Source organism: Burkholderia sp. BDU5 (genome assembly GCF_001522845.1).
GTDB classification, from domain to species: domain Bacteria; phylum Pseudomonadota; class Gammaproteobacteria; order Burkholderiales; family Burkholderiaceae; genus Burkholderia; species Burkholderia mayonis.
This window is the reverse complement of record NZ_LOWC01000173.1, coordinates 35,372-52,618: the sequence shown is the minus strand read 5'-3', so window position 1 is coordinate 52,618 and position 17,247 is coordinate 35,372. Positions and strand designations below refer to the sequence as shown.

At 71.2% G+C, this 17,247-nt stretch carries 1 protein-coding gene; it reads left to right on the top strand.

Features of this window, described 5'->3' with window-relative positions; all coding sequences use genetic code 11:
* The first annotated feature begins 79 nt into the window (after positions 1 to 79).
* Entirely contained in the window at positions 80 to 17,239 is a 17,160-nt protein-coding gene (locus tag WS69_RS29090) for a non-ribosomal peptide synthetase (RefSeq protein ID WP_059474101.1), read from the top strand.
* The last annotated feature ends 8 nt before the right edge of the window (positions 17,240 to 17,247 follow it).

Sequence of the window (17,247 nt, the reverse complement as noted above, 5' to 3'; positions counted from 1 at the left end):
AGAGCCTCCCCTCATGGACCGAGCCATCCGGAGCGCACGCGGCGCCCCGGTGCAAGCACACGCACATCTGGAGCATTTGATGCTGTCTGACAAGGACCCTGTTCGCCCTGATCCGGAAGGCGATGCAATCGACCCGGCCGACTGGCAATCCCGCATCATCAGCGGCCGGCGCGTCGGCGCCCACGCGTTCGATCGCCCGATTCCCGACTGGCTGACGACGTCATACGAACGGATGCGCGCCGACGTCATGGATCCCGGCTATCCATGCTTCTTTGGCACACAGGCCGAAAAGCGCGGCGAAATGTTCTATTCGTGGGTCGACGGCAAGGACATCTCGCTGCTGCCCGCGACCATGGCCACCTTCGCCGAGCTGGCCACGCAACCGCAGTATGAGAAGAACAACATCGCCGTCTTCTTCGAACCCGATCCACAGCCGCTGTCTCACGACGCGTATCACGACGCGTTCTGGCACACGCTGCAGTACCTGCACGATCACGATCCCGACCCGAAGGTCGGCGAGCAGCTGGATCCATCGCACCCCGACTGGGAATTTTCGTTCGCCGGCCTGCAAACCTTCGTGGTCTGCGCGTGCCCGTCCTTCGGCCAGCGCCACAGCCGGAATCTGGGGCCCGGCATGGTGCTGCTGTTCCAGCCGCGCGCCGTGTTCGTCGACAAGGTCACCAATCGGGCCATCAGCACCCAGGCGCGCACCGAGGTCCGGCGCCGCCTGCATGTGTGGGACGAGGTGCCGCCTCACCCCGATCTCGGCTACTTCGGCGATACGGAAAATCGCGAATGGAAGCAGTATTTCCTGCAAGACGCCGACGTGCCGAACTTCGGCGCGTGCCCGTTCCTGCGGCGCAACCCCGGGCTGATGCAAGCCGCCATCGACGCGCATCGCCACGGTGACGCAGCGGGCGCCGACGGCATCACGCATGGCGCGCCGCCGCGCGAGCAGGCCGCCACGCCATCCGCCGACGGGCCGGCCGAATCGATCGAAGCGCCCCGGTCCGCGCCGGTCACCTTGCTGGAGGCGCTGTCGAAGCACGTCGCGCAGCAGCCGGAGCAAATCGCGATCCGATTTCTCGCCGACGGCGAAACCGACGAACGCACGCTGACCTATCGCGAGCTCGATGCGCGTGCAAGGCAATTCGCGGCCACGCTGCTCGTGCATGCCGCGCCGGAGGAGCGGGCCATGCTGCTGCTGCCGTCCGGCCTCGATTACGCGGTTGCCTTTCTCGGCTGCCTGTACGCCGGCATCATCGCCGTGCCGCTGTATCCGCCCGAGCCCGCTCAGGTTCAGCCGTTCGAGCGACTGCTGTCGATTCTCGACGATGCCGAACCGCGCCTGCTCGTCACCGACTCAGCGCATGTCGACGCTGTCCGCACACTCGACGCCGACCGCCCGCGCCCCGACGGTACAGCCGGTTCACCACTGACGCTGTGCATCGATGCGCCGACGCCGGCCGCCAGCGAAACAGCGGCGGATCGCGCCGCTCGCATCGACGGCGACACCATTGCCTTTCTGCAATACACGTCCGGCTCGACCAGCGCCGCGAAGGGCGTGATGGTCAGTCACGCCAATCTGGCCGCCAACGAACGCGCGATCGGCGCGGCGATGGCGTTCACGTCCGCCGACACGATGGTGAGCTGGCTGCCGCTCTTTCACGACATGGGGCTGATCGGCGGCTTGCTGGCGCCGCTGTTCACCGGCTTTCCGGTCGTGCTGATGGCGCCCCAGCATTTTCTCGAGGCGCCGGCCCGCTGGTTAAAAGCGATCGGCAAGTATGGCGGCACGGTCAGCGGCGGACCGAATTTCGCGTTCCAGCTCAGCGCCGAACGGGTGCGCGACGCGCAGCTCGAAGGCATCGCGCTCGATCGCTGGCGGGTCGCGTTCTGCGGATCCGAACCGATCCGGGCCGAGACGCTCGCGCAGTTCTCCGCGCGCTTCGCCAAACAAGGCTTCGACGAAAGCGCGCTGTTCCCCTGCTACGGGCTGGCCGAAGCCACGCTGTTCGTCAGCGGCGCCGAGCCCGGCCAGGGCATGACGGTCCGCCATGTCGCTACGGCCGCGCTCGCCGACGGCGCCGCCGCGCGCGCGAACGAGCACGCCGCGCTGGTCAGCTGCGGACGCGTCGCACAGGCCCATGCGGTGCGCATCGTGGAATCCGGCACGCATGCGCCGCTCGCCGAAGGGCTGATCGGCGAGATATGGGTCAACGGGCCGAGCGTCGCCACCGGCTACCGTTGCAACGCGGCGGCAAGCGCCGAGACGTTCGTCGCGGATACCGCAGGCCGGTGGCTGCGCACGGGCGACCTCGGCTGCATGCTGGACGGCGAATTGCATGTGACCGGGCGCGTCAAGGATCTGATCATCGTCCGCGGGCAGAATCATTATCCGCAGGACATCGAGGCGACACTCGGCAAGCAGGTCACGCGCGTGCGCAAGGGGCGCGTCATCGCCTTCCCGGTCGACCAAGGCGGAGCGGAAGGCATCGGCATCGCAGCGGAAGTGCCGCATGCCGTCGCGAAGGCCGACCCCGGCGAGCTGTTCGCGCAGATCCGCCGGGCCGTCGCCGAGGCGCACGGCGAGCCGGCGAGCGTGATCCTGCTGCTTGCGCCCGGCATGCTCCCGCGCACGTCGAGCGGCAAGCTGCGCCGTAGCGCGTGCGCGTCGGGCTGGCGCGACGGCACGCTGTCCACCGTCGCCGTCTATCGGCAATCGAACGACGCCGGCGCCGCGCGCGGACAGGCCCCGTATCGCGCGCCGTCGTCGGCCGCGGAACGCCATCTCGCAACAGTGTGGGAGGCCGTGTTCGGACACTCGCCCATCGGCGTGGACGACGATTTCTTCGAGCTCGGCGGCGATTCGCTCAAGGCCGCGCGCGTCGCGGCACGCATCGGCGAAGTCTGTCGCACCGCAACCTCCGCGCGCATCGTGTTCGAGTCCCGTACGATCGCATCGCAAGCTGCCCGGCTTGCGCGACATCTCGGCGATGCAGACCTCGACGCCGCGTTCGACGTGAACCCGCACGCCGATGCCGAACCCGATCCGGCCGTGGCGCTGCCGGTGACGGACGGCGTGCCGCTCCCGCTCTCTCCGGCCCAGGAAGGTCTGTATTTCGAGTGGCGACTCGATCCGGCCAGCACCGCATATCACGTATCCGGCGCGTTGCGCGCCCGCGGCGTGCTGGATGCCGCACGCTTGCGCGATGCGCTTGTCCGCGCCGGCTCGGATCACGATGCGTTACGGGTCCGCTTCGACGAGCAAGATGGCGTGCCGTGCCAGATCCGCACGGCGGCGCCTCGCTTCGACTGGCACGACGCCGACTTCTCGTCGCTCGACGCGGCAAGCCGCGAGGCATATCTGCAGGATCAGTTGATCGCGATCGCGCATGCGCCCTTCGATCTGCACCGCGACGCGCTGCTGCGCGTCGCGCTGTTGCGGATCGGCCCCGACGAGCACATCGTGCAACTGACGCTGCATCACATCATCGCCGACGCTTGGTCGCTCGCGCTTCTCGTCGAATCGCTGTTCCGCCATTACGACAGACATGCGCCGGCCAGCACGCCGGCGCGATCCACGTATTTCCCGTCGATCGAGCGCGCGCGCCGCGCGCTGAGCGCGGAGAGAACCGATGCGCAACTCGACTACTGGCGGTCGCGCCTCGGCGGCGAGCAGCCCGCGCCGATCCTGCCGGCGACGCGCCGCCACGCGGCCGGCGACACGGTGGGCGGCCGTATCACGCGACACCTGTCCGCGACGCTCGTCGCGCGTATCGACGCATTGAGCCGCCGCCACGGCGCCACCCTGCCGATGACGCTGATGGCGATTTTCGCCGCGCTGCTCTACCGTTACGGCGGCCAACCCGCCGTCCGGATCGGTGTACCGATGAATGCACGGCGCGACGCGGACGCGGATGCGTCAATCGGCTATTTCATCAATACGGTAGTCGTTCACCTCGCGCTCGCCGGCTCGCTGCCCTTCGACGACCTGCTGCGCGCCGCCCGCGACGCGCTGCTCGACGCGCAAGCCAACCAGGACGTGCCATTCCACCGCGTGGTCGCTGCCGTGCAGCCCGCGCGCGAACAGCGCCGCGCACCGCTTTTCCAGGCAGTGTTCAATTTCGACCAGGTCGATTGGCGCCGTGCGCTGCGGTCGACCACGCTTGAACTGCAGCGCTTCGAGCACGGCGCCGAGGCGACGCCGTTCGATCTCGCGCTGAACCTCCACCGCGACCGCACCGGTGTGCAACTGACGTTCGACTACCCGCTCGAGTCGTTCGAAGGCGGCGCGATCGAGCAACTGGCCGACGCCTATCTCGCGATGGCCGAACAAGTGGCCGACGGCACGGCGCGTCACCTGCGCGACGTCGCGCTGCGCCGGCCCGCCCCTGCGCCCGGCCGCGCGCAGCACGACGCCGCCGCGCCCGCGTCCGTCACCGAACTGTTCACGCGAGCGGCAGACACCTGGCCGCAGCGGATCGCGCTCGAATGCGACGGCGAAGCACTGACGTATCAGGCACTCGATCAGTGGTCCGACCGGATCGCGCACGGCCTGCTCGACCTCGGCGTCGCCGCCGATGCCTGCATCGGCCTGTGCACCGCGCGCTCACTCGGCATGATCGCAGCACTCATCGGCGTCTGGAAGGCCGGCGCGGCATTCGTGCCGCTCGATCCGGTCTACCCCGAGACACGCCTGCGGCACATGCTGGACGACGCCCGGGTCAAGGTTGTCGTCGGCGACGCCGGCTGCCTCGCGCGGCTCGCCGACGTATTCGACGCCTGCACGCCGCTCGACATCGACGCGGCACGGCGTCGCGACCCGGTACGCACCCGGCATCGTTTCGCGCCGCCACACCCGGAGCAGCTCGCCTACGCGATCTATACGTCGGGCTCGACCGGCCTGCCCAAGGGCGTCGCGATCAGCCATCGCGCGCTGTCGCTGCACCTCGCCGATTTCATCGCGGCCTACGCGATCACCGAGCGCGATTGCCAGCTGCAATCGTCGACGATCAACTTCGACGTCGCGCTGCACGAAATGCTGCCCGCACTGCTGCAAGGCGGCCGCGTCGTGATGCGCGGCCCTCAGTCGTGGGATCTGGCCACGCTGAGCCGGCAGTTGAGCCAGTCTCGCGTCACGTTCGCCCGCATCCCGACCGCCTATTGGCAGCAATGGCTGCAAACGCCGCCGGCGCGCGCATCGCTCGCCGCGCTGCGGCAGATCACGGTCGGCGGCGAAGCGCTGCCCGGCGATGCGCTCGCGCGCTGGCAAGCGGGGCCGCTGCGCGCGATTCACGTCGACAACCTGTACGGTCCGACCGAAACGACGGTGGCATGCCTGCGCCACCGCACCAGCGAAGCCGACGCGGAACAGACCGTCGTGCAGATCGGCAAGCCGTTCGCATCGCGCAGCGCGCAAGTCGTCGACGCCGACGGCAACGCCGTGCCGCCCGGCGGTGTCGGCGAGCTGTGCATCGGCGGCGCGACGCTCGCGCGCGGCTATCTCGGCCAGCCGGCGCTGACCGCCGAGCGCTTCGTGCCGGACCCGGACGGAACGCCGGGTGCGCGCTGCTACCGCAGTGGCGACCTGTGCCGCCAGCGCGCCGACGGCGGCATCGATTTTCTCGGCCGGATCGACCGGCAGATCAAGCTGCGCGGCTTTCGCATCGAACCCGGCGAGATCGAAGCCATGCTCCGGCAATGCGAGGGGGTTCGCGACGCGGCCGTGGAAGCGCGTGCGAAGGACGGACGCGTGACGCTGGCCGGATACGTGACGGGCGCGGCGTCGCTCGATCTGCAGGCCGTGCGCGACCGGCTGGCGACGCGCCTGCCGTCGCATATGGTGCCGTCGACGTTGATGCGCCTCGACGCACTGCCGCTGATGCTCAACGGCAAGATCGACCGTCATGCGCTGCCTGAGCCGCCCGAACCCAACGACGTCGGCGGTCGCGCCGGCCGTGCGCCGCACACCGCGCGGGAAGCCGAGTTGCTGGACATCTGGCGCACCGTGCTCGGCGCCGACGCGATCGGAGTCGACGACGACTTCTTCGCAATCGGCGGCGATTCGATCCTGAGCCTGCAGGTGGTCGCGCGCGCCGCGCAACGCGGCATTCATTTCAGCCTGCAGCAGTTCTACGCGCAGCCGGTGATCGCCCGGCTGGCCGCCCTCGCGTCCGACGTCGCACGAGACGGATCGCCCTGTTCCGCGCCCGTCGCGGAACGGCACGATCCGTTGCCGCTCGCGCCGATGCAGGCGTGGTTCTTCGAGCGCTTTCCCGACGGCGAATCGCACTGGAACCAGACGATCGCGCTTCGCGTGCGGGGCGAGCTCGATCCGGCGGCACTGGAACGGGCGCTGCACGCCGTCGTCCGAGCACACGACGCGCTGCGCCTGAGCTTCCTGCGCGACGCGCACGACTGGCGGCAACAGGTGAGGCCGCCCGAGCACGTGCCGGGCACGGCGGCGCTGCTCGACGTCGTCGATTTCGACGACGCGAGCGACTCGCCGCAATGGCCCGCGCGTCTGCTCGACATCGGCACGGCGCTGCAACGCGGCCTCGACATCCGGGCCGGCCGCCTGTTCAAGGCGGCGTATGTCCGCCTGCGGGGCGACGAGGGCCGCCTGCTGTTCACGATCCACCATCTGGCCGTGGACGGCGTATCGTGGCGCGTGCTGCTCGACACGTTCCGGCAGGCCTACGACCCGCTCGCGCAGCATGCGCCGGTCATCCCGCCGTCGAGCCTGCCGTGGAGCCGATGGGTCGGGCATCAGCAGATTTCGCCGGATGCGGCTGCGCTCGACCAGGAGTTCGCCGCGTGGCAGCGCATGCTGCGCGATGCCGACGTGCGCGGCGCGCTGCCCGGCAACGACGCTGCGGCGATCGTCACCGGCGCGCCCATGGCGGGCCCGCATGCGCGGCCGCTGCTGCGCGACAGCGCGACGCACACGCTGCATCTGCCCGAGGCCCTCACGGCGACGCTGCTGCGCGACGCACCGTCCGCCGCGCGCACCAGCACCGAAGCGCTGCTGCTCGCCGCGCTGAATGCGTCGCTCGCGCGCTGGAGCGGCGCGCGCGGCGCGCTCCTCGCACTGGAAGGACACGGTCGCGAAGCGGGAGACGATCCGGCGCGCGACGTCAGTCGCACGGTGGGCTGGTTCACCACCCGCTTCCCGGTGTGGTGCGACCTGCAAGCGGATCCGCTCGCTTCCGCGGGCCGCACACTGCGTGCGATTCCGCAACGCGGCGTCCACTGGCATCGCGTGCGCGCACGCTTCGCGGATACGCTGCCGGCCCCGCAGATCGGCTTCAACTACCTGGGCCGCTTCGACGAGAGCCTGCCGAGCACCGGCGCGCTGGCGGGCCGGCTGTCGTTCGCGATGGAAGAAGCAGTCGGCGAAGCAGTCAGTGCCGCGACCCCGCTCGACCATGCGCTCGACATCAACGCCTGGGTATCGAACCAGCGTCTGACGGTCGCGCTGCGCTACGACCCGCGACGGATCGATCGCGACACCGCGCACGCGCTGGCGGCCGATTTCGAAGCGCAGCTGGCCGCGCTCGCCCGCCGCTGCATGACGGAGGCGCGCCCACTCGACGCCGAGGATTTTCCGCTCGCTCGACTCGATGCGGCCACGCTCGACGCGCTGCTGCCGGACGCCGAAAACGTGCAGGACGTCTATCCGGCGACGCCGCTGCAAAAGGGCTTGCTGTTCCATGCGCTGTCGGACGGCGAACACGGCGTGTACGTGAACCAGTTGCGGTTGACGCTCGATGGCGCGCTGCAACGCGACGCGCTGCGCGAGGCGTGGCAGGCGGCCGTCGCGCGGCACGACGTTCTGCGCACGCGGTTCGTCGTCCCCGGCGGCGCCGATCCGCTGCAGATCGTACAGCGCCGTGTCGCGCTGCCGTTCGACGCATTCGACTGGTCCGCACGCACGCCGGAAGAATACGAGCAGGCGCTGCACGCATGGTGCGAAGCCGACCGGCGGCGCGGCTTCGATCTGTCTCGCGCGCCGTTGCTGCGCATCGCGCTTTTCGCGCGGCCGGACGGACGCCACGATCTGGTTCGCACGATTCATCACGCGCTGCTCGACGGCTGGAGCAGCGCACAACTGCTCGGTGAGATCGCCGACGACTACGCCGCGCGGGCAGCCGGCCGCACGCCGCCGGACGTCGACGCAGTCCCGTATCGGCGCTATGTCGAATGGCTCGCGGCGCAAACGCCGCCGCGCGACTGGTGGCTCGCGCAGCTCGCGCGCCACCCGGAACCGGCGCCCCTGCTCCAGCATCAGTCGCTCGCCGGCACGCCTGGCCACGCGCCCCACGCGGTGCTCACCCGCGAGCAGATCCTCGGCGGCGCATTCGTCGAGCAAGTACGCGCCGCGGCGCAACGCCACCGCGTGACGGTCAACACGCTGGTGCAGGCCGCCTGGGCGCTGGTGCTCGCGCGGCGCGGCAATCGCCGCCACGTCGCGTTCGGCACGACGGTCTCGGGGCGCCCCGCCGGACTGCCGGGCGTGGAGCGCATGGTCGGGTTGCTCATCAACAGCCTGCCCGTGTGGATCGAAGTGCCGGCCGCACAGCCCGTCTCGGCGTGGCTGCGCACGCTGCACGCCGCACAGGGCGAGCGCCATGCCGCCGAACACACGCCGCTGGCCGACGTTCAGCACTGGAGCGGCAGGACCGGCGACATGCTGTTCGACAGCCTGCTGGTGTTCGAGAACTATCCCGTCGATGCCGCGTTGCGCGGCCGCTTCGGCAGCCTGACGGTCAGCGGCGTGGCGTCGGTCGAACAGACCCACTACCCGCTGACGATGCTGGTGTCGAACGACGCGCAGGGCCGCGTCGTCTGGCTGGCCGATCGCGCGCGGATCACCGAATCCCTGCTGACCCGCGTCGCGGACGGCTGGCGCGACATGCTTGCCGCACTCTGCGCGGCCGGCGACTCGGCCGTCGGGAACCTGCCAGCCGCCGTCGCCTCGCACGAAACGCCGCACCGTCTCGCCGATCACCGCTTTCAGCCGATCGGCGCGCGTCTCGCCGCGCAGGCCGCGCGACGCCCTGACGCACCGGCGGTGCGTTGCGACGGCGACGTGCTCAGCTATGCGGCGCTCGACGCGTGGTCGAACCGCATCGGCCGTCGCCTGATGACGCTCGGCGTGCAGGCGGAGCACCGTATCGGCGTATGCGTCGAGCGCTCCGGCGCGATGGTTGCGGCGCTCTACGGCATCGCGAAGACGGGCGCCGCCTATGTCCCGCTCGACCCGAGCCATCCGCCGCAGCGGCTGAGCCGCACGCTCGACGACGCCGGCGTCGATCTCGTCGTCGCCGACGCGGCCGGTGCCGCGCGCCTCGCCGGCTGCCTTGCGGGCCGCACGCTGGTGCGCACCGACGACGTGGACGACGAAGCGCCTCGCGGCTGGCCGCAACCTGTCGACCCGCGGCAAGCCGCCTACGTGATCTATACGTCCGGCTCGACGGGCGAACCGAAGGGCGTTTGCGTCACGCACGGCAGCCTCGACCGGTTGCTCGCGAGCGTCGGCGAGCGTCTGGATTTCGGCGAGCGGGACGTCTGGCTCAGCGTCACCACGCTGTCCTTCGACATCGCGGGACTGGAACTGCATCTGCCGCTCACGCGCGGCGCCTGTGTCGAACTGGCGACACGCGAAACGGTACTGGACGGCGCCCGGCTGCTGCGTCTGCTCGCGCACAGTCGCGCCACCGTCATGCAGGCGACGCCGGCCGGCTGGCGCATGCTGATCGCCAGCGAAGCCCGCGCCGGCCTCGCGCTGCGCGGCCCGCTTCAGGCGCTGTGCGGCGGCGAGGCGCTGCCGACCGATCTCGCCGCGGCGCTGCTGGCGCGCGGCCTGACGCTCTCGAACCTGTACGGCCCGACCGAAACGACGATCTGGTCGAGCATGGCGCCCCTCGCCCCCGGCGAGCCCATCACGCTCGGCCGGCCGCTGCATGACACGGTGCTGCGCGTGCTCGACGCGGACGCGCTGCCAACGCCCGCCGGCGCGGTGGGCGAGCTGTGCATCGGCGGCGACAATCTCGCCCGCGGCTATCTCGGCCGAGCGGCCGCCACCGCCGCGACCTTCGTACCAGATCCGTTCGGGCCGCCGGGCGCGCGGCTCTATCGAACCGGCGACCTGTGCCGGCGGCGTGATGACGGCGGGCTCGACTATCTCGGTCGACTCGATCAACAAATCAAGCTGCGCGGACACCGGATCGAACCGGCGGAAATCGAGGCCGCGCTGCGCACGCTGGACGGCATCCAGGATGCCGCCGTCACGCTGCGCAGCGACGGCGGCGCGCCGAGGCTCGTCGCATACGTGGTGTGCGCGGACCAACCCGCGGCCGATCCCGCGCGCTGGCGCGACGCGCTTGCCGAGCGCCTGCCGGCCCCGTCGATTCCCGCCGCGTGGGTCAAGCTCGACGCGCTGCCGCTGACGTCGAGCGGCAAGCTCGACCGGCGCGCGCTGCCGGCGCCCGACAACGACGCGGAAAGCCCCGTCGCACCGCGCAACGCACCGGAGGCGCGTCTCCTCGAAATATGGCGCGCGTTGCTGCCGACTGGCCCGCTCGGCGTCACGACCGACTTCTTCGCGGCCGGCGGCGATTCGATCGTCAGCCTGCGCGTGGCCGGCGCCGCGCTCGACGCCGGCCTCGTCGTCACGCCGAAGCAGGTATTCGAACATCCGACCGTCGAACGGCTGGCCCGCGTCGCGACACCCGCCGCGAGCGCCGTGCAGAGCGACGACCGGCCGGCGCCCGCGATGCCTGATCGCGCCCTCGCCGACGCGCTGCGTCTGACGGCCGCACAACGCGCCGCGCTTCAGGATCTCTGCGTCGCCACGCCGTTGCAGCAAGGGCTGCTGTCGCTTGCGCAGCGCGCGACGCGCGACCCGTACTATCTGCAGCGCGTGTTCGAGCTGAACGGACCGCTCGACACCGATGCGTTCGCCGCCGCGTGGCAAGCCGCCGTCGACCGGCATGCCGCGCTGCGCACCGATTTCCGATGGGAGGGACTCGATGCGCCGGTGCAGCTGGTTCATGCGCGGGCGGACGTGAAGGTGCAGAAGCTCGACTGGCGCCATCTGGACGAATGCACGGCACGCGATGCACTTGCGTCGCACTGGCGCGACGCACAATCCCGCAGCTTCGATTTCGAGCATGCGTCGCAGGCGCAACTGTGGTTGATCGAGCGCGGCGCGCATTGCCGCTGGTTCGTCTGGCGCTTCCATCACGCGCAGCTCGACGGCTGGAGCATCGGGCTCGTGCTGCGCGACGTGCTGCGCGCGTACGACGCCGCGCGCCACGCGCCCCCCTCGACGCAACGGCTACGCGCGCTGCCCGCAGCGCCGGCGTTCAGCGACTACGTGCGCTGGCTCGACCGGCAACGCGGCGACGGCTCGGCGGCGCTCGCGACCTGGCGCGAGCGGCTCGCCGGCTGGTCGCGCACGCCGCTGCCGCTTACCGGCGCAACCGCCGCCGCACCGCTGCGTACCGCGCCCGGCCCCAGTCGCGAACCGCCTCCGCTCGAACACACGATCCGGCTTCCCGCCGCACTGAACGCACACGCCGAGCGTTTCGCGCGCGATTGCGGCGTGACGCTGAACACGCTCGTGCAAGGCGCATGGGCCTGGCTGCTGGCGCGCCACGCGAACCGCCGCGAGGTGTCGTTCGGCGTCACGGTATCCGGGCGCAGCGATGGCTGGCCGGGTGCCGGCGACACCGCCGGACTCTTCATCAACACACTGCCGCTATCGGTGTCGCTGCCCCCCGCACAAACCGTGCACGCCTGGTTGAACGGCCTGCAGGCAAGCAATCTGGCGCTGCAGGCGCTCGCGCAAACACCGCTCGCGACCCTGCAGCACGAGATCGCGGGGGCGGCGAGCGAGCCGCTGTTCGACAGCATCTTCGTATTCGAAAACTATCCGCTCGATGCGTCGTTGCGCGCGCCGCTCGCCGGCGGTCTGGCGATCGAACGCCTCGCCGCGGGCGCCGACGGCCACGCGCACGATGGGCGCAATCACTTTGCGCTGAGTCTGATCGCCGTACCGGGCGACGAACTGACCCTGACGCTCGCCGCGCAGCCGCGGCACTTCGACGACGCGACCTTGCGGCGCCTGCTCGCGCAGCTTCAGCTCGCTCTGACCGCGCTGACTGCCGATGCGGCGCGCCCGCTCGGCGCGGTGCACGTGCCCGCCGACGGCGGCGCCGCGCCGTCGGCCCCCGCATGGCACGGCGGCCTGCTGGCGCGCGTTGCGCGGCATGCCGCGCACCAGCCCGGCGCAATGGCGCTGCGCGACCCAACGCAGGCGCTCGATTGGGCGACGCTCTGGCGCCGCTCCGCCGAGCTCGCGGCTCGCCTCGTGGCGGGCGGCGTGTGCACGGAGACGGTCGTGGCGGTCGTACTGCCGCGCGGCGCGGAGCTGGTCGTCGCGATGCTCGCGGTCTGGCGCGCGGGCGGCGTGTATGCGCCGCTGGATCCGTCCGCGCCGGCCGGCCGTCTCGGCTGGCAGATTCGCGATGCCGGCGCGCACTGCGTGATCGCGGAAGCGGACGCCGGCTGGCGCCCCGCCGACGTCGCGTTCGTCGCCGCCGCCGCAACCGGCTCCGATGCACCGGCCGCCGATGCCGCCTTGCCCTCGCCCGCCGCGCTGCCTGCCGATCTCGGCGCCTACCTGATCTATACGTCGGGCTCCACCGGCACACCGAAGGGCGTGCTGGTGTCGCACCGGGCGCTCGCCGCGTACGTCGACGCGCTGCTCTCGCGGCTGCCCGACGGCATAAGCAGCGCCGCCTACCTGTCGACGCCCGCCGCCGACCTCGGCCATTCGACGCTGATGACCGCGCTCTGGTCGGGTTGGACGCTGCACCTGATCGACGACGCGCGTGCGTTCGACGCCGACCGGTATGCCGACTGGTGCCGCGCCCATCCGGCGGACCTGCTGAAGATCGCGCCCAGTCATCTCGAAGGCCTGCTGCAAGCCGCCGACGCCGCCTCGGTCCTGCCGCGCCGCGCGCTGCTGCTGGGCGGCGAAGCAGCCGGCGGCACGCTGCTCGAACGCGTCGCGCAGTTGCGGCCCGATTGCGCGATCCTCGGCCACTACGGCCCCACGGAGACGACGATCGGCGTCACGACGTCGCAACGCGGCGCCGACGGCGCGCTGCCGCTCGGCGAGCCGCTCGGCCATGCGCGCGTCTGCCTGCTCGATCTCGACGGCCATCCCGCGCTGCCGGGCGCGCGCGGCGAAATCCACGCGGGCGGACACGCCGCCGCGCGCGGCTATCGCGGGCGGGCCGCGCTCACCGCGGAGCGGTTCATCCCCGACCCGTTCGTCGCAGGCGCACGCCTCTATCGCACCGGCGACGAAGCGCACATGCGCGACGACGGCCAGCTCGAATTCCTCGGCCGCACCGACGACCAGTTGAAGATCCGCGGCTATCGCGTCGAACCGGCCGAAGTGGCCGCGCATCTGCGCGCGCTGCCGGGCGTGCGCGACGCGGTGGCGATCGGCCGGCCCGATGCGTCGCAACGGACACGGCTGATCGCGTACGCGGTCGGCGCGGCCCTCGACGCGGCAACCCTGCGCGATGCGCTCGCCGCCCGTCTGCCCGCGGCGCTCGTGCCCGCGTCGATCGTGGTGCTCGACGCGCTGCCGTTGACCCGCAACGGCAAGATCGACCGCCGTGCGCTGCCCGAGCCGCGCGAGCATGGCGCGGCCGGCGCCGCCGCCGAGCCCGACACGCCGCTGCAACGCACGCTGCTGGATGTGTGGCGGCAGGTTCTGCACCAGCCCGCGCTGGGTATCGACGATGATTTCTTCTCGGCGGGCGGCGATTCGATCAACGCGTTCCGGATCATCGCCCAAGCGCGCCGTGCCGGCCTCGTCATCACGTCGCGCCACCTGTTCGCGCAGCCTACCGTGCGCGCGCTCGCCGTGCTCGCCCAGCCGCTTCGTCCGGATGCAGCCGGCGCGCTGCCCCCGCCGGCCACGACGCCGCTCGACGCGGATGCGCTCGCGGCGCTCGGCTTCGACCCGCGGCAGGTGCAGGACGCGTATCCGGCAACAGCGATGCAGCAGGGCCTGCTGTTCCATAGCCTCGCCCAACGCGAGAACCACGACGACAATGGCGGCATGTACGTAACGCAGCGTCGCCTGACGCTCGCCGGCTCGCTCGATGTCGCGCGCCTGCGCGCCGCGTGGCAGCGCGCGGCGACCCGCCACGACATCCTGCGGACCCGCTTCGAATGGCGCGACGATACCGTGTGGCAGGTCGTCGAACGAACCGTCGAGCTGCCCTTCGGCATGCACGATGCGCGCGACGACACCATCGATGCGTACGAAGCGCGCATCGCGGCATGGATGCGCGACGATCTCGCGCGCGGTTTCGACACGACGCACGCGCCGCTGATGCGCATCGACCTGTTCGCGCGCCCCGACGGCCGGCACGATCTCGTGTGGACCACGCACCATGCGCTGCTCGACGGTTGGAGCGCGGCACGGCTGCTGGCGGAAATCGGCGAAGCCTATCGCGCATCGAGCGCCGCACTCGACGACGCGATAGGCCTGGACGCAGTCCGCACGACACCCTATCGCGCGTACGTCGACTGGCTCGCGGCTCAGCCCGACGGGCGTGACTGGTGGCGCGCGGCAGCCGCGGCCTGCGACGATCCCGCGACACTGACCGCATCGCTCGCGCCGCCGCCCGTGCCGCGGCCCGGCGCGTTTCGCGCGGAACGCGAACTCGGCGCGACGCTCGACGCGCGGTTGCGCGCCGCTGCCAGCACGTTCGGCGTGACGCTCAACACGGTGATGCAAGGCGCGTGGGCACTGCTGCTCGCCCGCTTCGGGAACCGCGAGCAGGTCGCGTTCGGCGTCACCGTGTCGGGCCGCCCGGAAGCGCTCGACGATGCGGAGCGGATGCTGGGGCTGTTCATCAACAGCCTGCCCGTCTGGGCCGACCTGCCCGGCGACGCGGAGGTCGGTGCGTGGCTGCGCCGGCTGCAGCAACAGGCCGCGGACCTGCGGCGCTACGAACACACGCCGCTCGTGCAGTTGCAACGCTGGGTGGGACGCAGCGGCGACGCGCTGTTCGACAGTCTGTTCGTGTTCGAAAACTACCCGCTCGACGCAGCGCTCGATGCGCTGGGCGCCGATGAGGAAGGCGCGCTGAACGTGAGCGCCGTGCAGTCGACCGGTCGAACCCACTATCCGCTGACGCTGATGGTGGTTCCGAAGCCGACGCTGCGACTCGAATGGGAATGGAACGGACTGCGGCTCGACGCATCCGCCGTGGACCGGCTGGCCCGCGCTTACGTCGAACTGCTGACGCAACTCGCACAATGCGGTACGCCGGAAGTCGCAGCTGCGCAGCGGAAGTTGCGAACGTTTGTTCCGAGCGCGCCGTTACGGATGGCGCTGCCGCTCGACGGCCATGCGTTCATGCCCATCGCGCAACGCATCGCCGACATGGCCGCGTCGCACCCCGGCCGGATCGCACTCGTCGGCGAAGCCGACTCCCTGACCGGTCCCGAACTGCTCAACTGGGCTTCCGCCATCGCCGAGCGCCTGCGCGCCTATCGCGTGCAGCCCGATGCCTGCGTCGCCGTCTGCCTCGAGCGCACCCCCGCTCTCATCGCCGCCATGCTCGGCGTCTGGATGGCCGGCGCAGCCTATCTCCCAATCGATCCGGCCTATCCTCAAACCCGCATCGCCGCCATGCTCGCCGATGCCCGGGTCGCTCACGCCGTCATCGATCAGCATCCCGCCGCTTTCGACAAGCTCGCCGTCATCCATCCGTCCGCACTGCGCGGCGCAGCGGCCCATTCGCGTTTTACGCCTGCTCCGGTCCACCCCGACCAGCTCGCCTACGTCATCTACACCTCCGGCTCCACCGGACAACCCAAGGGCGTCGGCGTCACCCACGGCGCGCTCGATCGCCTCGTCGCCAGCATCGCCCGTCGGCCCGGCCTGCGCGACGGCGATCTCTGGCTCAGCGAGTCCGCCCCCGTGTTCGACATCTCCGTGCTCGAGTTCTGTCTCCCCCTCGTGCGCGGCATTCCCGTCGAACTCGTCTCCGCCCACACCGCGCGCGACGGCATCGCGCTCGCCCAGCGCCTCGACGCGTCCCGCGCCACCGTCTTCCAGGCCACCCCCTCCGGATGGCGCATGCTCGTCGAAGCCGGCTGGCGAAACGATCTCAACGTCGCTCATCCGCCGCTACTCGGCCTCAGCGGCGGCGAAGCCCTCCCCGACGATCTCGCCTCCGATCTCATCGCGCGCGGCGTGACCCTCTGGAACCTCTACGGGCCCACCGAAACCACCATCTATTCGGCCGGCGCACCCGTCCTCGACGGCCAGCCCATCACTCACGGCGATCCGCTGCCCCACACCGTGCTGCGCGTCTTCGACCAACACGGCCTCCCCGTCCCCGACGGCGGCCTCGGCGAACTCTGCATCGGCGGCGCCAACCTCGCCCGCGGCTATCTCGGCCGACCCGGCCTGACCGCCGAGCGCTTCGTCCCCGATCCCGACGGCCCCCCGGGCGCACGCCTGTACCGCACCGGCGACCTCTGCCGCCTGCGCGAAGACGGCCGCCCCGAGCCGCTCGGCCGCCTCGACCAGCAGATCAAGCTGCGCGGCTTCCGCATCGAGCCCGGCGAGATCGAAACCGCGCTGCGCGCCTGCGACGGCGTGAAGAACGCCGCCGTCGCCCTGCACGGCGAAGCGCCGCGGCAGCAACTCGTCGGCTACGTGACCGGCAATGCCGATAGCGCCGCGCTTCGCGCACAACTGGCCGACACGCTGCCCGCCCACATGCTGCCGTCGGCCATCGTCACGCTCGACGCTTTCCCGCTCACGCCCAGCGGCAAACTCGACCGCCGCGCGCTGCCCCACCCCGCCTGGCAGGACGACGACACTCCCGCCGTCGCCCCGCGCTCGCCGCGCGAAGCCGCCCTGCTCGACATCTGGCAGTCCGTCCTCGGCCACCCCGTCGCCAGCGTCCACATCAACTTCTTCCAGGCCGGCGGCGACTCGATCCTCGGCGTGCGGGTCGCAGCCCGCATCAACCAGATGGTCGCGCGCACCGTGCCGCTCGCGGTGCTGTTCCGCCATCCGACGATCCGCGCGCTCGCCGACTACCTCGACGCCGAGGACGCGCATGCCGGCGCCGCCGATGCCGACGCCGTCGTGCTTGGCCGACTGCTTGCGGACCTCGAGTAACGCCATGG